Below are 22867 nucleotides of genomic sequence, written 5' to 3'. Positions count from 1 at the left end.
TGGAAGATATATGGCAAAGAATAAGAAAAAACAGCATTCCATTACAGCGCAGATTACATTGACTATCGTTGGATTAGTGGCCGGCACGGTATTACTGTGCTGGCTTCTTAATGTTACCCTGCTGGAAGGCTATTATACCCGCTATAAGCAGGAAGTGCTGGAAAATGGGTTCCAGCAGATTAATGCGGCAAGTGAACAGGGAATCTTAAATACATCAGATTATGATATAGATTTTGAAAAAATCTGTTCCAATGGTAACCTGACGATTTTAATTATTACATCCGATGGTACAGTAGTGCGTTCTTCTACCAATGGTGTGGAAAATCTCAGGATGCAGTTTATGGAAATTATCATGGCAAGTGTGCAGAATGATGATATGCATCTTAATATGAAAGTACTGAAAGCAAACGACAATTATGTCATGGGAGAAAAAGAGGATACCAGGCTGGAATCGGATTATCTGATTCTCTGGGGAACCCTGGCAGATGGTAATCTTTTGCTGGCGAGAACTCCATTGGAAAGTATCAAGGAAAGTGCGCAGGTGTCTAATCGTCTGCTGATGGATGTAGGAGTTGTTGCGGTAATAGTGAGTGGTATTATCATTTTTTTTGTTACCCGCCGTATTACTAACCCAATTCTGCGGCTTACAGATATATCCAAGAAAATGGCAGAATTCGACTTTGATGCGAAGTATGAGGTCAAGGGAGATAATGAGATTGAACAGTTGGGCGAGCATATGAATCAGCTATCGGAAATCTTAGAGCGGACCATATCGGAATTAAAGAGTGCCAATAATGAATTGAAGATAGATATCGAAAAGAAGGAACAGATTGACGAGATGAGAAAAGATTTTCTGTCAAATGTTTCACATGAGTTAAAGACACCTCTGGCACTGATTCAGGGTTATGCAGAAGGCTTACAGGAATGTGTGCAGGACGATCCGGAGAGCAGAAATTTCTATTGTGAGGTCATTACAGATGAAGCAGAGAAGATGAACCGCATGGTAAAGAAACTTCTTACTTTGAATCAGCTGGAATTTGGGAATGATGCTATTGTGATGGAACGGTTTGATATCACCGAACTGATACGTGGAGTAACTGCCAGTAATGCCATTATCTTAGAACAGAAGGGAGCTATTCTGGAATTTGACGAGCAGCCGTTTTTTGTATGGGCGGATGAATTTAAGATAGAAGAAGTTATAACCAATTATCTGAGCAATGCAATCAACCATTTGGAAGGTGAAAACCGGATTAAAATTTCTTATGAATGTAAGCAGGATGTAGTAAGAGTCAGCGTGTTTAATACCGGAAAGCCGATTCCGGAAGAAGACATTGATAATATCTGGATTAAATTCTATAAGGTAGATAAAGCAAGAACCAGAGCTTATGGAGGCAGCGGAATTGGTCTGTCCATTGTAAAAGCAATTATGGATTCCATGCATCAGCAGTGCGGAGTCATTAACCATGAGGATGGTGTGGAATTCTGGATAGAATTAGACACCAGCAATCGCGATGATAACGAGGAAGAACGTGAAATAACTATTGCCTGAAAGCCGGAAAAATGCTAACATGGGAATAGATTGATAAGTTAAGGAGTGCCTATGAGAGACAGAAAGATAAAAACAACGGCATGTGTGCTGTTGGCTGCGTTATTATTAGGCGGATGCGGAGAGCAGCCGATTGAATTAACAGAGCAGGAAGAACAGACAATTGTAGATTATGCAGCACATGTAGTATCAAAGTATAATATAAAGCAGCAGGATGGAATTGTAAGACTATCGAAGAGTGAAGAGACAACAGAGACTGCAGATACCGAGGCTGTGGAACAGCCGGATTCCACTGAGCAGATGCCATCAGAAGGTGGAGATGCAACAGGAACTCCGGAGAATGCGGCATCGGACAACAGTGTGTCCTTAAACGATGCAGTGGCAATACCGGGCATTGATGTGCAGTATACTGGGGCAGAATTTGCTTCCGTCTATCAGCAGGATTCGTCTTATATCGTAGAGCCGACCGCTGGAAATAAGTATCTGGTTTTACATTTTCATTTAAACAATGCCGGAACCGAAGCAGTTGATTGTGATATGTTAAGCCGCAAGGTGTCATTCCGCATGACATTAAATGACAGCGTGGAAGCTGTTGCACAGGTCTCAATTCTGTTAAATGACCTTGGCACATATCAGGGGACTATTGAAGCAGGAAGTGGCACAGATACGGTTTTACTCTTTGAGGTGCCGGAAGGTACACCGGAAGATTTGAGTAAAATCTCTCTGGAAGTAGTCGAAAACACGGTACATAAGACCTGTAATCTATAAAATAGTAAAAATATCTAAAGAATTGTAAAAAAACGGTGCATTTTTATGTAATATTATGTTATAATTTGAAATAGAAATATTCTAAGAAATGACCTTGGGAGGAAAACATAAATGGAGACAAATATTCTGTTAGAAAATGGTACGAACGAACTGGAAGTGCTGGAGTTTACTTTAGGGGATAATCATTACGGAATTAACGTAGCGAAGATTCGTGAGATTTTATCCTATCAGCCGGTAACCCCGGTACCAAATGCACATCCGAGTGTGGAAGGAATCTTTATGCCACGAGATACCATGCTGACGGTAATCAGCCTGAGAAGATGTCTGGGTATGCAGGATGAAGAAGGAAAAGGTTTGTTTATTATCACAAACTTTAATAAATTAAATATTGCATTCCATGTAGATCAGGTTATTGGAATTCATCGTGTCTCCTGGTCAGAGATTATCAAACCGGATGCAACGATTAATGTCCAGGACAAGGGTGTATCAACCGGAGTCATTAAACTGGATGGACAGTTGATTGTTATTCTTGACTTTGAAAAAATTATTTCTGATATCAGCCCGGAAACAGGACTTAAGGTATCTGATGTAGAGCATCTGGAAAATCGTAACCGTAATGATTCCCCGATTATGATTGCAGAGGATTCCCCCTTATTAAGTAAATTGATTACAGATTGTCTGAAGAAAGCAGGTTATACCAACCTGAATGTCAATATGAACGGACAGGAAGCATGGGACAAGCTTTGTGCTTATGAGAAAGCTGGCAATGTAAAAGATAAAGTACATTGTATTATTACTGATATCGAGATGCCATTGATGGACGGACACCGGTTAACAAAACTGGTAAAAGAGAACGATAACATGCATGATATTCCGGTAATCATTTTCTCTTCCCTGGTAAATGATGAAATGAGAAGAAAAGGTGAATCACTCGGAGCAGACGCCCAATTGACTAAACCGGAGATTGGAAGTCTGGTACAGGCTATCGACAGACTGATTGACCAGACTGGAAAGTAAGGAAAGAACGCAGACAAAGGGGTGTGATGTTACATCACATCCCTTTCCTTTACGCTGTCCGGCATCTGCTGGGAGATGTTGTGGCAGACCCTGTAAGCAGATATACAGGCAACTTGGATACATGGAGGTATAAATTTGAGTAAGAGTGAAGATTATCTGGACGATTTGCTGAATTCAGTTTCAGATGCTAACAGAAGAAATAATAAGAAGGATATCGAGAATTTGATTCAATCAATGAATGAAGAAGCTGCAAAGCCAAGAGAGCGGGAGAAAAAAACGGTAGAGAAGAAACACGAGGATTACTCCGGCACAGGTTTCCTGCATGAATTTGAACAGGAGCTGGCAACAGGAGCAGCAGATGATTTCCTGCAGGAATTCGAAATGGAATTAGACGAAGAGGCATCAAATCAGGCAGATATTGATGTCAATGAAGACCAGACATCCGATATGGAGGCAGCTTTTGCAACAAAACAGCCGGAAGCAGCAAACCAGTCAGAAGAAACCAATCAGCTGCGGGATGCTTCAGAGCCAGTCTCATCAGAGGGCACAGATATGGCAACAGATGGGTCTGCACCGTCAGATATGATGGAAGATGTGGATGACATCATGGACGCTGTCCGGAAGAAAGTGGGCGATTCCGGAGAGGAAGAACATATGGATACGTCGAAAACACCGGAAGATGATGCTTCCGAGGAAGAAGAGCCTCTGGGCTTTTTTGATACGCTGGATGAAGATTCGGCGGCAGAGATACCAGAAGCATCAAAGACAGAATCTGAGGAAGAGGAACCACTTCTTTCAGAAGATGATGATGCCATTAATCTTATGGATATGTTATCCGGAGATGCTGACTTATCCGATATCGGCGATTTGCTGAAAGCAGATGAAAATGGAGAAGAATTAGAGCATTCAGAAGATGAGGACAGTGAGGTCCAGGATGAATTTGAACGCCTTGGAAGTATCGAAGAATTAAAGGATTTAAAGGAAGCAAAGGAAAAGAGAAAAAAACAGGGATTCTTCAGTAAAATTATGTCCGTTTTATTTGGACCGGATGAAGAAGAGGATGATACAAAGATTGCAGAAGATGACAGCCTTGGCAGCATTTCATCCGAAAATAGAGAAATCTTAAAAGAGATGGATGCAGACGAGGGAGCCGGTAAGAAGGGAAAGAAAGAGAAGAAAAAGAAAGAGAAAAAAGAAAAGAAGGAAAAGGCGAAGAAGGAGAAGGCGCCAAAGGTAAAGAAAGAGAAGCCTCCAAAAGAAATAGACCGTACGCCGCCTCTTCCGAAGAAGCCGGTTATTCTGATTTTTATTATGGCACTTTCCCTTCTAATCTTGATTTTGCTGGGAAGCTCCAATTTACAGTATGGACAGGATATGCAGCAGGCAAAGGATGATTTTGCAAGCGGCTCCTATGTAACAGCATTCCAGACCGTAGCCGGTTCTTCTGTAAAGGGAAAAGACGAGAATTTCTATAAGAAAGCACAGGTGCTGGCTTCCATACAGAGCGAATATCAGTCTTATGAGAGCTTAAGCGGAATCAATGAAAATGAAATGGCTTTGGATGCGTTGATTCGTGGATATGGCAGATGCGTAGATGGTGCAGACCTGGCTCAGGAATATGAGATAACAGATGAAATGGCAGGACTGAAGAATCAGATTTTGCAGCAGTTATCAGACCATTTTGGTGTATCAGAGGAAAAAGCAGCAGAATTGCATGCCATGACAAAGAGAACAGATTATACAAAGGCAATTCAGGAGATACTTGCAGCAGCAGGACTGGAATAGGAGAACATTATGATAGCAATTATTGACTATGATGCAGGAAACTTAAAGAGTGTGGAAAAAGCATTAGCATATCTGGGCGAGGAAAGCGTAATTACAAGAGATTTTCATACCATTGAACAGGCAGATAAGGTGATTTTACCGGGCGTTGGTTCTTTTGGTGTGGCAATGGATAATCTGAAACGCTATGAACTGGACAAGGTCATCCATGAAGTATGCGAAAGAAAAGTGCCATTCCTTGGAATCTGCCTCGGACTTCAGCTGATGTTTGAAGGAAGCGAAGAGTCAGAAGGAGTAGAAGGACTTGGACTTTTAGAGGGAAAGATTGTACGGATTCCGGATACCTATGGACTGAAAATTCCGCATATCGGTTGGAATTCCCTGCATTTACAGAATAATGGAAGACTATTTCAGGATGTGCCGATGGATGCCTATGTATATTTCGTGCATTCTTATTATTTACAGGCAAAGTATGAAGAAATTGTAAAAGCAACTACAGAATATGGAGTCACTATTCATGCATCTGTGGAGCAGGACAACATCTTTGCCTGCCAGTTCCATCCGGAGAAGAGCAGCTCCGTTGGACTGAAGATACTTAAGAACTTTGCGTCATTACAGGGAGGTGTGAAATAATGTTTACCAAGAGAATTATTCCATGTCTGGATGTCAATGATGGAAGAGTTGTAAAAGGTGTGAACTTTGTGAATTTAAGAGATGCCGGTGACCCGGTGGAAATTGCGGCAGCCTATGATAAAGCCGGAGCAGATGAAGTGGTATTTCTGGATATTACAGCATCTTCGGATAACCGTAATACAGTAGTAGATATGGTAAGACGTGTAGCGGAAAATGTATTTATTCCATTTACCGTAGGCGGAGGAATCCGCTGTGTAGAAGATTTTAAAGTGCTGCTTAGGGAAGGCGCAGACAAGATTTCCATTAATTCTTCTGCAATTAATACACCACAGTTAATCAGTGATGCGGCAGACAAATTCGGAAGCCAGTGTGTGGTTGTTGCCATTGATGCGAGAAGAAGAGAAGATGGCAGCGGCTGGAACATTTATAAAAATGGCGGAAGAATTGATGTAGGTATTGATGCGGTAGAATGGGCAATGAAAGTCGAGAAGCTTGGAGCCGGAGAAATTCTTTTGACCAGTATGGACTGTGATGGCACGAAAGCCGGTTACGATTTGGAACTGACCAGACAGATTGCAGAAAATGTATCTATCCCGGTCATTGCTTCCGGTGGAGCCGGAACGAAAGAGCATTTCTATGAAGCTTTGACAGAAGGTAAAGCAGATGCAGCACTGGCAGCATCATTATTCCATTATAAAGAACTTGAAATTATGGACCTTAAGAATTATCTTGCAGGTCGCGGGGTATCAGTAAGGAGATAAAACTATGGCAATGATTACCAATGACTGGCTGGACAGTGTATCTGCCGAGTTTAAAAAGCCATATTACAGAGATTTATATGATTTTGTAAAAAAAGAATACAGCACCCATGTGGTATATCCACCGGCAGATGATATCTTTAATGCCTTGCACTTAACACCGCTTTCAGAAGTAAAGGTGCTGATTTTGGGACAGGATCCATACCATAATGAACATCAGGCACATGGTCTTAGTTTTTCCGTACTGCCGGATCAGAAAGAGATTCCACCATCTTTACAGAACATCTATAAAGAACTACAGGATGACCTTGGCTGCTATATCCCTGACAATGGTTATCTGGAAAAATGGGCAAAGCAGGGTGTATTATTATTGAACACGGTTCTGACCGTCCGTGCACATCAGGCGAATTCCCATCAGGGCAAAGGATGGGAGCATTTTACGGATGCCATTATCCAGGCGGTCAATGCCCAGGATCGACCAGTTGTCTATATGCTGTGGGGCAGACCGGCACAGAGCAAAATTCCGATGCTTACCAATCCGAAGCATCTGATATTAAAAGCACCTCATCCAAGCCCGCTTTCGGCATACCGTGGTTTCTTCGGATGCAAACATTTCTCACAGGCGAATGCATTTTTAGAAGAGCATGGAGTAGCACCGATAGACTGGCAGATTGAAAATTTGTAGGATGGATTTTAATGTTGACTTGATACCAATAATGTTGAATAACAAAGCATTGCAGGATTTAACAGGTTTCTATGTCAGGCATAAAATACCGCAGTTCTAAATTACATATTTTTCTTTTTACAATATAAAGTGTCTTTCCAATGTTTGACAAACTATCCGCACGGTTCGTCAAAAGGACGGATGTATGACACAATTTATTAGGGGCACTTAGAATTTCGTATTGCAACCGGCAACGCCGGCACAGGATGTGCCGGCGAGGTGCAATCTGAACATGGATGTGAATTTGCACCGGTTGCCGGGCAAAACACAATATGTTTCGAAATTCTTAGTGCCCCTTATAAATCTTGTGTAACATCCGTCTTTGGCGGACAGTGCGGATAGTCAGTCAAAGCAACGGAAAGACATTTTGTAATCAAGAAAAATATGTGCTAAGAACTGCAGGTATTTCATGTCGAATCAACATAGAACCCCATGAAATCCTGTTATTCTTCGAATTGCCAACATGGTATCCAGCCAACATAAAAAATTATTCCTAAAATGAGGAGTGCCCCGACATCTTTCGGATGCCGAGGCTATTATGAAAAAATATATCTAAAAACATGAGTTTCTTTTGATGGTTCTATAGTATGCTATAAATATGACAAAACTATGAACAAACCATAAAAACTTTGTGAAAAGTTACAATAGATGAAAAAAATCACATAAAAAGTTGTGAATTTTACACAATGTTGCAATCCTGTGCCTAAAATGCTATAATAGCATTAACAATAGGCAGACGTGGGACAAGGATGTTACACATCAGATATCAAAGGAGTGATTATATGATAGGCATTTCAAATTATGATTCGAATTCAATTAACACATTGTTTTCCGGATTATCAAATGGAAGCAGAACTTCAAACAGCGGTTTGTTAGGAATTAATATTGCTGACTATTCTGCAATTCGTACCGGTTCCTATTTTAAACTGATGAAGGCATATTATGGTGGAAATGATTCTGCCAGCAAGATTGTAGAGACAAACAAGAAGACTTCAACGTCTACTGCAAAGGATGATACTAAGACATTAGCAAAAATTGAAGATGCTGCGGAAGAGTTGAAGGGTGCATCCGATGCTTTACTGGATAAGACCAAGAAGTCTGTATTTAACAAAGTAACAACAACCGATGCAAAGGGTAATACCACAACAGATTATGATAAAGACGCAATTTATAAGAAAGTAAGTGCTTTCGTAGACAGCTACAATAACCTGCTGAAGAAATCAGAAGATTCCAATACCAATGGAATTCTCAATGCAGTTTCTTCCATGGTTCGGACTACGGATTCCAATGAAAAGTTACTTTCTAAGGTTGGAATTACCGTTGGTGCAGATAACAAACTCAGTATTGATGAGGATACCTTTAAGAAGGCAGATATGTCTTTGGTAAAATCTTTGTTCAATGGAAATGGTTCCTATGGATATCAGGTATCTGCAAAAGCATCTTTGGCAGATTATTATGCAGAACGGGAAGCATCCAAGGGCAATACATATGGTAATACAGGTACATATACCTACAATTATAATACCGGAGAGATTTATAATACGACAACCTAAGTGACCGGTTAATAATTATGATTCGCATAATGACGGTGTAAATGTCAGGTATAAATAATATATGCAAATAACAAGAAATGTGTGTTACAGGAAAGCAATTTTCGGTAAAGCAAAAAAGCAGGTGTTCCGATTGGAACACCTGCTTTCTATCTTAAAAGCTATTTTTAGTTATCATTCTCGTCTTCTTCACTCATGGAGTAAACCTGACGTTTTCTTGCCATTTCATCACTTTCTAAGTATTCATCGTAAGTGGTAATCTTATCAATGAGTCCGCCATTTGGAAGAAGCTCCATAATGCGGTTGGCAGTGGTCTGTGTGAACTGGTGGTCACGGGAAGCGAAGAGTACAACACCCGGGAATTTAATCAGACCGTTGTTTAATGCGGTAATGGACTCCATGTCTAAGTGGTCGGTAGGCTCATCTAAGATTAAGACATTGGAAGCCTGAATCATCATACGGGAGAGCAGTACACGCACTTTTTCTCCTCCGGAAAGGACTCTCATTTTCTTCATGCCGTCTTCACCGGCGAAAAGCATTCTTCCTAAGAAACCACGTACATAAGTAGCATCTTTGATCTCGGAATACTGGGTCAGCCAGTCTGTGATAACAAGGTCAGTATCAAAGATTTCGGTATTGTCCTTCGGAAAATAGGACTGGGAAGTCGTAACACCCCATTTGTAAGTTCCTTCATCCGGCTCCATTTCACCGGCAAGAATCTTAAAGAGGGTAGTCTTGGCAAGCTCGTTGCTTCCGACAAAAGCTACTTTATCATCATGTCCTAAGATAAAGGATACATTGTCTAATACTTTTACGCCATCGATAGTTTTGCTTAGCCCCTCTACGGTAAGAACCTCATTACCGATTTCACGCTGTGGGCGGAAATCAATGTAAGGATATTTACGGCTGGAAGGTTTGATTTCATCCAGCTCGATTTTTTCAAGGGCACGTTTTCTGGAAGTTGCCTGTTTGGATTTGGAAGCATTCGCAGAGAAACGGGAAATGAACTCCTGTAACTCTTTAATCTTTTCTTCCTTCTTTTTATTGGCTTCTTTCATCTGCTTAACAAGAAGCTGGCTGGACTCATACCAGAAATCGTAGTTACCGGCATATAACTGAATCTTGCCATAATCGATATCGGCAATATGAGTACATACCTTATTTAAGAAGTAACGGTCGTGGGATACGACGATTACAGTGTTGTTAAAGTTGATTAAGAATTCTTCCAGCCATGCAATGGCATCTAAGTCTAAGTGGTTGGTCGGCTCGTCTAAGAGCAGAATGTCCGGATTACCGAATAATGCCTGGGCTAAGAGCACCTTAACCTTGGTAGCACCCGGAAGGTCACGCATAGTGGTGTAGTGGTCTTCTGTCGGGATGCCAAGACCATTTAATAACATGGCAGCATCGGATTCTGCATTCCAGCCGTCCATTTCAGCAAATTCGCCTTCCAGTTCACTGGCACGGATACCATCTTCATCGGAAAAATCCTCTTTTGCATAGATAGCATCCTTCTCCTTCATGATATCATAGAGACGTTTATTTCCCATGATAACCGTATCTAAAACGGAGTACTCATCATATTTGAAGTGATCCTGCTGCAGGAAGGAAAGACGTTGTCCCGGTGTAATAACCACATCGCCGCTGGTGGAGTCTAATTGTCCGGATAAAATCTTTAAGAAAGTAGATTTACCGGCACCATTGGCACCAATTAGACCGTAGCAGTTGCCTTCCGTGAATTTAATATTTACATCTTCAAACAAGGCTTTCTTCCCGATTCGTAAAGTTACATTGTTTGCACTTATCATAATCAAATCTCCTGACTCTTTGAATTTACGGTGCTTTCATGCTTATGCACCAATTCGTATCATACTAGAAAAACAGTGGAAAAGCAACTAAAACTTCTTATAGAAGAAATTCGTGATTGTTCTTCATTTCGTACAGTCCATAATCTTGATAATCGACAAATAAAATGCTAAAATGTGATTTAGGTCGATAAGACATAAGTTTTTTATTTAAATAAGGAGGAATAAATAATGTCCAGAGCAAAACAATCAATGGACGGTAATACAGCAGCAGCTCATGTAGCTTATGCATACACAGACGTTGCAGCTATTTATCCTATTACCCCGTCCAGTCCAATGGCTGACTCCGTAGACCAGTGGTCCGCAGCAGGTCAGGAGAATATCTTTGGAAATCAGGTTAAAGTCGTAGAAATGGAATCAGAGGCAGGAGCAGCAGGTGCCGTACATGGTTCTCTTGCAGCAGGTGCTTTAACCACTACATTTACCGCATCCCAGGGTCTTTTATTAATGATCCCTAATATGTACAAAATCGCTGGAGAGCAGCTTCCATGTGTATTTGATGTATCAGCACGTACCGTTGCAACCCAGTCCTTAAATATTTTCGGTGATCACAGTGACGTATATGCTTGTCGTCAGACAGGTTTCGCTATGTTATGTGAGACAAACCCACAGGAAGTTATGGACTTAAGCCCAGTTGCTCATCTTGCAACAATTGAAGGAAAAGTTCCATTCATCAACTTCTTCGATGGATTCCGTACATCTCATGAGATTCAGAAAATCGAGAAATGGGATTACGCAGATTTGAAAGAAATGTGCAACATGGACGCTGTAAAAGCATTCCGTGAGCATGCATTAAACCCAGAACATCCAGCTATGCGTGGTTCTCATGAAAATGGAGACGTTTTCTTCCAGCATCGTGAAGCTTGTAATACAGCTTACAATGAGTTACCGGCTATCGTTGAGAAATACATGGGCAAAATCAATGAAAAACTTGGTACAGATTATGACTTATTCAACTACTATGGAGCAGCAGATGCAGACCGTGTTATCGTAGCAATGGGATCTATCTGTGACGTAGCAGAAGAAGTAATCGACTACTTAACAGCAGCAGGAGAGAAAGTCGGATTAATCAAAGTTCGTCTGTATCGTCCTTGGGTATCTGCTTCCTTATTAAAAGTTCTTCCAAAGACTGCAAAGAAAGTTGCTGTTCTTGACAGAACAAAAGAGCCAGGAGCATTAGGAGACCCATTATACTTAGACGTAGCTACAACATTACGTGAAGCAGGATTAAACGACGTTGTATTATGCGGCGGCCGTTACGGATTAGGATCTAAGGATACTCCTCCTTCATCTGTATTCGCTATCTACAAAGAACTGGAAAAAGATGCTCCAAAGAGCAGATTTACAGTAGGTATCGTAGATGACGTTACAAACTTAAGCTTACCAGAGGTTAAGCCAGCACCTATCACATCTGCAGAAGGAACTGTAGAGTGTAAGTTCTGGGGTCTTGGTGGAGACGGTACTGTAGGTGCGAACAAGAACTCTACTAAGATTATCGGTGACCACACAGATAAATACATCCAGGCATACTTCCAGTATGACTCTAAGAAGACCGGTGGTGTAACAATTTCCCACTTAAGATTCGGTGACAAGCCAATCAAGAGCCCATATTACATCAACCAGGCTGACTTCGTAGCATGCCACAACCCATCTTATGTAACCAAAGGATTCAAGATGGCCCAGGATGTTAAACCAGGCGGAGTATTCATGATTAACTGCCAGTGGTCCGACGAAGAGTTAGCTCATCATCTGAATGCTGAAGCAAAGAAATACATTGCTGATAACAACATTCAGTTATATACAATCAATGCAATTGACAAAGCAATTGAAATTGGTATGGGTAAACGTACCAACACAATTTTACAGTCTGCATTCTTCAAACTTGCAAACGTTATGCCTATCGACGATGCAGTAGAATTCATGAAAGCAGCAGCTAAGAAATCCTACGGTAAGAAGGGTGATGCTGTCGTAGAAATGAACTACAAAGCTATCGACGCTGGTGTAGACGCAGTACATAAGGTTGAAGTTCCAGCATCCTGGTCTAACCCAGAAGCAGATCCAGCTCCGAAGGAATTAACCGGACGTCCTGAGACTGTTAAGATGGTAAGAGACTTAATGGAGCCAATCTCCAAGATGGACGGAGACAGCCTTCCAGTATCTGCATTTGCAAAGAATCCGGATGGACAGTTCGAACATGGCGCAGCAGCATATGAGAAACGTGGTACAGCCGTAACCGTTCCTACATGGGATGCTGAGAAATGTATTCAGTGTAACCAGTGTGCATTCGTATGTTCACATGCAACCATTCGTCCATTCATGTTAGACGAAGCAGAAGTAAAAGCTGCTCCAGAGCAGACAAAACTTGCTGATACAAAGCCAAAGGCTGGCGAGTACAAATATACAATGAGCGTATCTCCATTAGACTGTATGGGATGTGGTGAGTGTATTACTGTATGTCCAGTAGGCGCAATCGAAATGGTTCCTCAGGAATCACAGGCAGATCAGCAGCCAGTATTCGATTACTTAGTAGCAAACGTTGGAAAGAAACCTGGTATGCCGGCAGACAATACCGTTAAAGGTCCCAGTTCAATCAGCCATTGCTTGAGTTCTCAGGCTCTTGTGCAGGTTGTGCAGAGACATCTTACGCTCGTTTGATTACTCAGTTATTTGGTGAGCATATGTATATTTCCAATGCAACAGGATGTTCTTCTATCTGGGGCGGTCCTGCAGCAACATCACCATATACAGTAAACAAAGATTCCAAGAAAGGTCCGGCTTGGGCAAACTCCTTATTCGAGGATAACGCTGAGCATGGTTTTGGTATGGAAATCGGACAGAAAGTTCTTCGTGAGCAGGCAATTGCAAGCGCTAAGAAATGTGCTGAGTCTGATAAAGCAAGCGCAGAATTAAAGGCTGCATTTGACAAGTTCGAAGAGACTAAGAATGATACAAAAGCTAATACACCTGCAACAGAAGCATTAGTTGCTGAGTTAGAGAAAGCTGCAGCAGCAGGATGCCCGGATGCTAAGGATGCATTAGATAAGAAGAATTACCTTGCTAAGAAGTCCGTATGGATCTTCGGTGGTGATGGATGGGCTTACGATATCGGCTTCGGCGGATTAGACCATGTACTTGCTTCCGGTGAGAACGTAAACGTAATGGTATTCGATACAGAGATGTACTCTAATACAGGTGGACAGGCTTCTAAAGCTTCTAACATCGGTGAGGTTTGTCAGTTCGCTGCTTCTGGTAAAGAAGTTGGCAAGAAGAGTCTTGCAGAAATCGCTATGAGCTACGGCTATGTATATGTAGCACAGATCGCTCTTGGTGCAAATATGGCAAATGCTGTTAAGGTAATTGCTGAAGCAGAAGCATACAACGGACCTTCACTTATCATCGGATATGCTCCATGTGAGTTACACGGTGTTAAGGGTGGAATGAACCACTGCCAGGATGAGATGAAGAAAGCAGTAGCAGCAGGTTACTGGAACTTATTCTCATACAACCCGGCATTGAAAGCAGAAGGAAAGAACCCATTCACATTGACTTCTAAGCCAGGTGATGGATCTTACCAGGATTTCTTAAATAACGAGACACGTTACAGCAGATTAACACGTTCCTTCCCAGACAGAGCAGAAAAACTGTTCAAAGCATCTGAGGAAGCTGCAAAGGCTCGTTATGAACATCTGTTAAGATTAGTTGAACTTTACAAATAAGATTAGCTGATTAGACAGAAGAATCTGACGATTAAGTAAAATAAAAGAGACGTAATTTACAGAAGTGTAAGTTACGTCTCTTTTTTTACTTTATAAGAACGATATCAAATTAAATTAGTCTGATTATTTCGTTAGAAAAAATCAAATCTATATGCCAGAATATGACATAATTCTATACAAAAAAAATATATACTTGCATTCAACACAAAAGAAAAATCACATGCATGAAAAGACAGGGGAAGGTCATAATAAGGGCAGCAAAAGAATAACAGGGGGTGCAGTTTGTGGCAGATAAGGATTTCCGCAAGCTGAAACGCTGGGAGTTGATTGAAATTATAGAGGGACTCCAGAAGGATTTGCAGGAAACTACAGAAGAAAATGACGGGAATAAGGACAAGAAAATAGAATTAGATGTGGCACTTCAAAGTATACGGGCGGAACAGGCTCACAGAGAGAAGAAGCAGCATCTTTTCAGTGCACTCGGAATACTGCTTGTGGTGGCAGCAATTTCAGTATTGATTGCAACAAGATTAGTACCGGTATTGCAGGTTTCGGGCAAGAGCATGGAACCGGCATTAGAGAATGGTGAACTGGTAGTAATAAAGAAAACCACAAAAATCAAACAGGGAGATATCGTCGGCTTTTACTATCAGAGTAAGATTCTTGTAAAAAGGGTCATAGGAACTGCAGGTGATTGCATAGATATAGACGAAGACGGCAATGTATATGTAAATGGTGAAAAATTAGATGAACCATATGCAATAAAGAAAGATTTAGGGGAATGTGATATTAATTTTCCTTATCAGGTGCCGGAAGGCAAATATTTTGTGATGGGAGACCATCGTTCGGTATCGGTTGACAGCCGGAGTTCAGCCATTGGGTGTGTGGCAGAAGATCAGATAATTGGAAAGGTGGCTTTTCGATTCTGGCCATTGAGTAAAATGGGATTCCTTAAATAGGGAGAGATAGGGATATGCAGGAAAATGTAAGAAAACATGTAAAGAAAGCAGAAGAAAAGAGAAAAATCCGCAGAAGAACAAAAGTTTTACTGGGGATATGCTGCGTTCTTGTGGCGGTGGGTGTAGTCTGGGGACTGATTCTTCCGGGACTTGCAGCAACAGGAAATAAGGAAACAGAGCAGATATCAGCCGGAGGCACGATTAGTGAGCGTATTAACTTGAGTGTTTCACAGAAGAGTCCGGATGATGGGAAAAATGGACAGACTTTATATGCAACTGTCAGTGCAACCAACTCAAATCCGACAGATACAGAGCTGGTACCGGTTCGTATCCGGATTAGTGATTTGCCGGAAGGAGTTACATTGACCGGTTTTGAAGAAAGTGATGTTATGCAGGTTACTTATAAAGCGGTCAGTGAAACAACAGAAGAAACACTGGAAGTAAAACTGGTAGAAGAAGATGATGTGACTTACATAGAGTTTGAGCCACCTGCAGGTTCAACTGTTTCCTTCGACTTGCAGTTTAATTCTTTAAATGGAATTATGGAAAAAGATTCCAAGGTCACATTGACACCGGAGATTCCGGATCAGAAAGACAATGATGTGATTTCTGAACCGGCAGAATTAATCTGGCATGGAACGAATCTCTGGCAGGATTTGAAAAAAACTGTCAGCAAGGAAATTATTCCGGTGAATGGAAAGACCAATAAGCTGGAAGGAACATTAGATTATAGAATCACTGCAAATAGTATGAATCCATGCGGAGTTGGTGATACAGGAGCAATCTGGACAGATCATGTAGAGCTGAGTGATGTATTGACATTACCGGATGGAATCAGTTTTCCGGAAGAAACCAGGGTCAGTGAAGATGGAGCTTCCATTGTGGATAGCAATGGAAATGTGATTTTCCAGTTTACTGATCTTCAGGGAGGAACCGTTACAAGTCTGACATTGGATGGAAAAACAGTTATATATAAGATTAGTGTGCCGAACCAGCATATGACAGATGGTGTGCCAACAAGAGAACAGGAGCATCTGAATGTAAGCGCAAGTCTGAATGTATCAAAATTAGTATTAACAGATAATTACATTACAACAGCCGCAGAAAAAGTTAAAGAAGATGTAATTACAAATCATGTTGATTTTGAATCTGTTCCCTATAAAGAATATGAACACACAAAATTGTCTGCAGATGTAAAGTCAAGACCGGAAATAAAAGAGGACTTTAGGATTGTTAAGACGGCGGATAAGAAAGAAGTAATTGCCGGAGATACCATTAATTATACGATTACGCTAGAAAATACAGGAAACAATCCGATTAAAGGAGAAGCTTCAGATGGAAGCGTTTATAAGGTGACAGATAAATTGCCGGAGCATCTGACATTGACATCGGAGCAGATACAGGCAATCCGTGATAAAGGAGCAGAGTATGACGAAGCAGCCAGAACAATAAGTTTTACACCTGGTACATTAAAAGCCGGTGAAAAGGTCTCATTTACTTTTGCAGCTAATGTAAAAAGCCAGGAAGAAATGGCAAAGTATAAAAATAATACTTCCATTCATAATAAAGCTTCTTATAAAGATAAGAGTTCAACAATAACGGTTGTTTATAAAAAACCGGAGCTCAATATTGTAAAGAAAGTGGAAGAACCAGGTGACGGGTTACATGTAAAAAATGGTGATTTAGTTACTTATACGATAACGATTGAAAATATGGAAGATTATAAAACCATTGAGCAGACGTTAGAAGATACTCTGCCAAAAGGACTTATTTTCCAGTATGTTATAGATAAGAATGGAGCACAGGTTCCGGAGGGCGAGACGGATTTTGTGGCAGAGTCAACCAATGCGACCGGTGGATGCCGCAATGTTGGCTTAAAGATAAATGATAAAATATTGACATTTTCTCTTGGCAGGCTGAATGCAAAGGAGAAGGTAACCATTAAGTATGTATGTAAGGTTGATGTTAATGAACTGCCGGAGGCTTCTGATTATCATTTTAAGAATTATGTAAAGAGTACTTCAACCGGTGAGAATTCTGAAATTGTAATTGAGACTGAAAATCCGATTACAGTAGATAAGAAGGTTAATGGCGGGGAAGGTGGAGAAACCTTTAAAGCAGAGGAATTATTTAAATACAGCATAACGATTACAAATGCTGATGGAGATGCCGCATATAAGAAAGGCGGACTGTCATTGACAGATGATATGCCATATCATGTCTTTCCTTCGGATGAATACAAGATTTATAAGGCAAAGCAGGCAGGAACGTTAAATTCCAGATATCCTAAAAATGATGAGGAACTGGTAGAGGTTGGTGTCAGCTGGAAAGAGTATGTAGAAAATACATCTGACTGGGGAACTTATTATACAAAAATAAATGGTGAATACGTGCAGATAAGGAGATACTGGATTGGCAAGAGCAATGGAATGAATATCAGTGCACATAAAGGAATCCGTTTAATCTGGAAGATTGGCACCATGTTACCGGGTGAGGTAATTGAAAAAGAATTCAATGCTTACATTTATATGGATGATAAAGAGAATGAACAGACGGGAACCTTTACTTATACCAATAGTGCAACCGTAAATGGAATGAAGGATACAGTAACGGTAAAAGGGAAACCGGAAGGAAAAAAGGAGCTGGATCAGGCGGTAGATGTGCAGAAGAGTGTGTGGGCAATTCTGGATCAGTTCCATCAGTGGAAGACCAGCCAGTTAAAAGATAAGTCCATATTCTCTAAGAGTGTAAATGAAGGAAATTATCTCGGAAATTATGTGATTTACAATATTACAGTAACAAATACAGGAGAAGATCCCGTTCATATTGATACATTGGAAGATCATATGGCGGATGGTCTGGAATATATTGGAATACGTCCGGGCCTGGGATATACGCTTCCGGTTCGGATTGAAAAGAGCTATAGTGAACCGATTAAGTCAAACGACTGGAACATGGCACAGGTAACCAATATCGATGGCAGAAGTCTGGTAAGGGATGTTACCATTGCAATGACCAATGATGATAAGGAAAATCATATGGTTACCTTTACGATTGGAGACGATGGCAAAGGTTATGATTTGCCGGCAGGAAAGAATCTTTCATTCTTTGTGATGTGCAAGGTAAGTAAAGACGTGGAATTAGATGTTCCAATTACCAATACCGTGGATTTACTGGTAGATAAGGATGTGGAATATCGTGAGAATCCGAATGACATTACAATGAGAGGAACCAGGGATGATTCCAGACAGAATAACGGCACATCGGAAGATAAAGGAATTGTAGGAGAAAAGCATGTTATTTCGTCATCTGTAATGATAACACCGAAGGATGTAATTGTTCCGGGAATTACCAAGAAAGCAGTGTCCTATATACCATCTGGTAAAAATGTGGAAAATGCTGTTGAATTGGAAGAGAAGGACAATATACAGCCGAATGTAACGACAAAGTGGCTGTTGGAGTTACGCAACGATGGAACCATTCCGATCTGCGATTATACAATTAAAGATTCTGTTCAGTCTCCGTTCCATATATTGTCGAAAGAAGAGGCAACCAATAAAACCCTTCACCTGGGACTTGACAAAAATGCTTTTGTACTGACCATTTATGATGAGGATGATAATGTACTTCATAAGTATGATTTGTCTGAAGAAGTATGGAAGCTGATACCGGATAATGCGACCCACGAGTTTTTACTGTATCTGGAGGGAAAAAAATATCAGATCCCTGCAGGTGGAAAAGCGGAGTTTACGGTATATACCAGAAATACAGTATATGAGAACAAGATTTATGAAAATACTGCATATCTCCTGCCGGATGATCCGTTTGATGATAACAGTGTAAAAATGGGAGAACTGGTGACGGATGACAGTGGAAAATATATTGGAGTAAAAGCTTCTGATTGTGTTTATGCATTGGGTGATTACGGTTCATTCTCATGGAAAACGGTAGAGGAAACCGGTAATTCAGATAACCGGGGAAGCGGCTATCTTGGACTGGAAGGAAAGAATTACATTTATCTGGATGAAGATGGAAAAGATGTGATTTACACCAACAATATTGAAAATGTCAGCAATAACTCCTTTACACAGATGGTTATTGTAGACAGTATGCCACATATAAATGATACCGGAGTACTGAACCAGAAAGAAAAACGAGGAAGTGAATTCTCTGTTGCATATGCTGAAGGACTGGAACTCTGGGTAACTGAGGAGAGCGGCACAAAACGGCAGATGGAAGAAGGCGTGGATTATTTTGTGGAATTTTCAAATCTGGTAAGCTTTACTGAAGCTGATATGTCGGGTACTTCAACAGAACAGTGGCATTCCTTCTGGCAGTCAGATGATGTGTCCTTCCGTATAAAGATGGCAGATACCTTTGCATTAAAGAAGGGCTGTATTCTTACCATGAAATATAATGGAGTAGTAGGAGAGAATGCAAACCCGGGTGAGACTGCATGGAACAGCTTCGCATACCAGTATACGGCAGAAGTAAACGGAAATGAAAAAACACTGCGGGCAGAGCCTCCGAAGGTCGGAGTAAAGATTTATAAGAAACCGGTAATTGAGAAAGACGTTCTGGATGCATATGGAAATGAACTTCCATATGATCAGATGAAAACCTTTACTTTTGTATTATATAAAGGTGACTCAACGGATGAAGCTGATTATATTACAGAATTTACCGTATGCCAGGGTGGATCGGTTGCATTGAAGACCATTACAGACCAGAATGGCAATAAGGCGTTGGAAGATGGTCAGGTCTACACGGTAAAAGAAAAACTGGTAAATGGTTATGAGTTAGTTGGAATAGGTCAGAAGGGTACAGAATTAAGCAAAGAAAATAAATATACCTTTACCTATTATGATAATCTTGATAGTATTTCGATTCAGGTTAAGAATCAGGAATACGGTTATGAACTTCCGGCAACAGGAGGAACAGGTACTACTGTTTATACTATAGGTGGTGCAGCAATTATGCTTATGTCATCCCTGTTGTATGGATACCGGATGAGACGGAAAAGAGAAAGGGGGGCAGGCATATAAAGCCCCCTTTTGAGGAAATCCGTTTCAGGTATCAAATATATTAAAAGGTCAAAGAAGGAGAAAGAAGATGAAAAAATTGAAAAAACTTTTTGCAGCAATGGTTGCAATGGTTATGGCATTTGCAATGGGTGTTACTGTTTATGCAGCAGACATTACAATTACAAATGGCGCAGCAGGTTCTGAATATGCGGCATACAGATTGCTGAATGCTACAGATGGTGGTGAAGGAAAATTTGCATACACATTAAATGATAAGTATGCAGCAGCATTGAAAGAAGTAACAGGAAAAACAGAAGATAAGGATGTAATTAATTACATTTCAGGATTAGATGCAGATGGTATTCGTGCATTTGCAGATGCAGTATTTGCAAAAATCAAGACATTAGAGCCGGAAGCAAAAACATCCGATGATAAATTTAGCGGTGTTGATCAGGGTTATTACCTGATTGCAGAAACAAAAACAGGTGATGAAGGTGATACCTATTCCCTTGTTATGTTAGACACAGCTGGAAATGACAGCGTAACTGTAACAACAAAGGAAGACAGACCGGAACTTGAAAAGAAAGTAAAAGAGAAAAATGACTCTACCGGTGCAGAAAGTGACTGGCAGGATGCAGCAGATTACGATATCGGAGATGATGTACCGTTCCAGTTAACCGGTACTGTAGATGCAAAATACGATAACTATGGAAGCTATTATTATGCATTCCATGATACCATGTCTGACGGACTTACTTTCAATGCAGATTCTGTAACTGTAACAGTGGACGGAACAGCAGTAACAACCGGCTATGAAGTAGTTACAGAAGATTTAGATGATAGCTGCACTTTTGAAGTTCGTTTTGCAGATTTAAAGAATATCAAAGCAGTAAAAGCTGGAAGTAAAGTAGTTGTAAATTACACCGCAAAACTGAATGAAAATGCAGTAATCGGTGAAGGTGGAAACACCAACGTATCCAAACTGGAATACAGCAACAATCCTTATGGGGATGGCACAGGTGTAACTCCGGAAGATAAAGTTATTGTATTTACATATAATTTAATTGCAAATAAGGTAGACGGTAACAATGCTCCTCTTGAGGGTGCAGGATTTACCCTTTACAAATTAGACAGCACTACAGGTGATTATGTTGCAGTTGGAAATGAGATTACAGGAGTAACAACCTTCTATTTCAAAGGTGTAGATGCAGGCCAGTATAAATTGGTTGAGACAACTGTTCCGGCAGGATACAATAAAGCAGATGATCTTGTATTTTCAGTAGAAGCAACCTATGATACAACATCAGATAATCCGGAATTAAAGACATTAGTAGTAAAGGATGCTTCTGGAAAGGTTGTTTCAGAAGGAACAGAAGCAATCTTTACAGCAACTTTAAGAACAGGTGCTGTATCCACGGATGTACAGAACTTAAGTGGAACTGAACTTCCTGCAACCGGTGGTATCGGTACTAAGATTTTCTATACCGTAGGTGCAATTATCATGATTGTAGCAGCTGTATTGTTAATTGCAAGAAAACGTACTGCAAAAAACTAGAATTTTAAGATGAACGGCGGTAATTCACCGGGAATTTCCGGTGAACCGCCGGTTTATACACGAACGAGACTGGAAGAAAATTCCCGCTCGCTGGGACTTTGACAGCATTAGGGAGAAATCTATGAAGAGGACATTAAAGAAATTATTTAAGAAAGATAAACTGAATGTAATGTTAGTGTTTGTTTTTATCATAGGTCTCTCCGTGATGCTGTATCCACCAATTAGTTCTTACTGGAATTCAAAAGTCCAGTCAAGAGCCGTTGCGTCTTATAGTAATGCCGTAAAATCACTGACAGAAGAAGAAAAAGACACAATGTTAAAAAAAGCTGATACCTACAATGAAAAATTAAAGGATGTGAACCGGCCATTTCTGAATTATGCAGAGGCTGGCGATTATAACAGCATTCTTGATATTTCCGGCACCGGCATCATGGGTTATGTTACAATTGAAAAGTTAGGTGTGGAACTCCCGATTTATCATGGAACTTCGGAAGGAGTATTACAGGTTGCAGCAGGCCATTTAGAGGGCAGTAGTTTGCCGGTTGGAGGAGAAGGCACACATAGTGTTCTTTCTGCACACAGAGGACTTCCGTCTGCAAGACTTTTTACAAATCTGGATAAAATGGAAGCAGGAGATACCTTTACCGTTACCGTATTGGATCGTAAACTGACTTATCAGGTGAATCAGATTAAAATTGTAGAACCACAGGAAATTAATAATCTTACAATTGAAGATGGAAAAGATTATTGTACATTAATGACCTGCACTCCATATGGAATCAATTCTCATCGGCTGCTGGTAAGGGGTGAGCGGATTTCACAGGAGGAAAGCGGTAACTTTGTGATGGCAGATGGATATCTTGTTAATACTTCTGCAGTTGCAATTGTAGTTGCGATTATATTACTGTTCTGGATTTTACTGGGACTTTTGATTTGGCAGCGGTTTAGTTGGAAGAGGAAAAAGGAGTAG

13 protein-coding genes and 1 pseudogene are annotated in these 22867 nt (G+C 40.7%); 13 read left to right on the top strand and 1 reads right to left on the bottom strand.

The genetic code is table 11. From position 1 onward, the window contains the following. The first annotated feature begins 10 nt into the window (after positions 1–10). From DW059_RS06370 to DW059_RS06335, 8 genes are all read left to right on the top strand, one after another. The gene (locus DW059_RS06370) at positions 11–1549 is read left to right on the top strand and encodes a sensor histidine kinase (RefSeq protein WP_117698214.1); all 1539 of its coding nucleotides are present in this window, start codon (positions 11–13) and stop codon (positions 1547–1549) included. Positions 1550–1600: 51 nt separating this feature from the next. Beyond that, a complete protein-coding gene (locus DW059_RS06365) occupies positions 1601–2314 on the top strand; it encodes a DUF4352 domain-containing protein (protein WP_117698213.1) in 714 nt (237 codons plus the stop codon). Positions 2315–2425: 111 nt separating this feature from the next. Next, entirely contained in the window at positions 2426–3331 is a 906-nt protein-coding gene (locus DW059_RS06360) for a chemotaxis protein (RefSeq protein ID WP_117698212.1), read from the top strand. A gap of 135 nt (positions 3332–3466) precedes the next feature. Beyond that, a complete protein-coding gene (locus DW059_RS06355) occupies positions 3467–5116 on the top strand; it encodes a hypothetical protein (protein ID WP_117698211.1) in 1650 nt (549 codons plus the stop codon). Positions 5117–5125: 9 nt separating this feature from the next. Next, positions 5126–5746, top strand: a complete 621-nt coding sequence (hisH, locus tag DW059_RS06350) for an imidazole glycerol phosphate synthase subunit HisH (RefSeq protein WP_117698210.1) — start codon at positions 5126–5128, stop codon at positions 5744–5746. After that, positions 5746–6507, top strand: coding sequence for an imidazole glycerol phosphate synthase subunit HisF (gene hisF, locus DW059_RS06345; RefSeq protein WP_022242430.1), 762 nt, complete (start codon positions 5746–5748; stop codon positions 6505–6507). The genes hisH and hisF overlap by 1 nt, the downstream gene beginning before the upstream one ends. A 4-nt stretch (positions 6508–6511) precedes the next feature. Next, the gene (locus tag DW059_RS06340; RefSeq protein ID WP_022242431.1) at positions 6512–7189 is read left to right on the top strand and encodes a uracil-DNA glycosylase; all 678 of its coding nucleotides are present in this window, start codon (positions 6512–6514) and stop codon (positions 7187–7189) included. An 821-nt stretch (positions 7190–8010) separates the two neighbouring features. Next, positions 8011–8781 (top strand): flagellar filament capping protein FliD, encoded by a 771-nt coding sequence (locus DW059_RS06335; RefSeq protein ID WP_117698209.1) that lies wholly within the window; start codon positions 8011–8013, stop codon positions 8779–8781. Between the two features lie 164 nt (positions 8782–8945). Here DW059_RS06335 and DW059_RS06330 read toward each other — a convergent pair whose 3' ends face one another. Then, positions 8946–10586, bottom strand: a complete 1641-nt coding sequence (locus tag DW059_RS06330) for an ABC-F family ATP-binding cassette domain-containing protein (RefSeq protein WP_022242433.1) — start codon at positions 10584–10586, stop codon at positions 8946–8948. 228 nt (positions 10587–10814) lie between these two features. Here DW059_RS06330 and nifJ point away from each other — a divergent pair. The 5 genes and pseudogenes from nifJ to DW059_RS06305 all read left to right on the top strand — a co-directional run bounded on the left by nifJ (position 10815) and on the right by DW059_RS06305 (position 22867). Next, positions 10815–14359 (top strand): annotated as a pseudogene (gene nifJ / locus DW059_RS06325) (pyruvate:ferredoxin (flavodoxin) oxidoreductase). A gap of 284 nt (positions 14360–14643) precedes the next feature. After that, positions 14644–15318, top strand: a complete 675-nt coding sequence (lepB, locus tag DW059_RS06320; protein WP_242986145.1) for a signal peptidase I — start codon at positions 14644–14646, stop codon at positions 15316–15318. Positions 15319–15332: 14 nt separating this feature from the next. Continuing rightward, positions 15333–20363: an LPXTG cell wall anchor domain-containing protein gene (locus DW059_RS06315; RefSeq protein ID WP_117698208.1), complete on the top strand. Its 5031-nt coding sequence runs from the start codon at positions 15333–15335 to the stop codon at positions 20361–20363. Between the two features lie 67 nt (positions 20364–20430). Then, positions 20431–21897, top strand: a complete 1467-nt coding sequence (locus tag DW059_RS06310) for an isopeptide-forming domain-containing fimbrial protein (RefSeq protein ID WP_117698225.1) — start codon at positions 20431–20433, stop codon at positions 21895–21897. A gap of 121 nt (positions 21898–22018) precedes the next feature. Next, entirely contained in the window at positions 22019–22867 is an 849-nt protein-coding gene (locus DW059_RS06305; protein WP_117698207.1) for a class C sortase, read from the top strand.

The sequence above is a fragment of the Roseburia sp. AF42-8 genome (assembly GCF_003435965.1).
GTDB lineage: Bacteria > Bacillota > Clostridia > Lachnospirales > Lachnospiraceae > Roseburia_C > Roseburia_C amylophila.
The sequence above is the reverse complement of the archived record's forward strand: the minus strand, read 5'-3'. Positions and strand labels throughout refer to the sequence as shown.

Excerpts from the sequence above, each read along its gene's own strand:
- DW059_RS06370 (WP_117698214.1), top strand. The coding sequence starts at position 11 with ATGGCAAAGAATAAGAAAAAACAGCATTCCATTACAGCGCAGATTACA.
- DW059_RS06365 (WP_117698213.1), top strand. The coding sequence starts at position 1,601 with ATGAGAGACAGAAAGATAAAAACAACGGCATGTGTGCTGTTGGCTGCG.
- DW059_RS06360 (WP_117698212.1), top strand. The coding sequence starts at position 2,426 with ATGGAGACAAATATTCTGTTAGAAAATGGTACGAACGAACTGGAAGTG.
- hisH (WP_117698210.1), top strand. The coding sequence starts at position 5,126 with ATGATAGCAATTATTGACTATGATGCAGGAAACTTAAAGAGTGTGGAA.
- hisF (WP_022242430.1), top strand. The coding sequence starts at position 5,746 with ATGTTTACCAAGAGAATTATTCCATGTCTGGATGTCAATGATGGAAGA.
- DW059_RS06340 (WP_022242431.1), top strand. The coding sequence starts at position 6,512 with ATGGCAATGATTACCAATGACTGGCTGGACAGTGTATCTGCCGAGTTT.
- DW059_RS06335 (WP_117698209.1), top strand. The coding sequence starts at position 8,011 with ATGATAGGCATTTCAAATTATGATTCGAATTCAATTAACACATTGTTT.
- DW059_RS06330 (WP_022242433.1), bottom strand. The coding sequence starts at position 10,586 with ATGATAAGTGCAAACAATGTAACTTTACGAATCGGGAAGAAAGCCTTG.
- DW059_RS06315 (WP_117698208.1), top strand. The coding sequence starts at position 15,333 with ATGCAGGAAAATGTAAGAAAACATGTAAAGAAAGCAGAAGAAAAGAGA.
- DW059_RS06310 (WP_117698225.1), top strand. The coding sequence starts at position 20,431 with ATGAAAAAATTGAAAAAACTTTTTGCAGCAATGGTTGCAATGGTTATG.
- DW059_RS06305 (WP_117698207.1), top strand. The coding sequence starts at position 22,019 with ATGAAGAGGACATTAAAGAAATTATTTAAGAAAGATAAACTGAATGTA.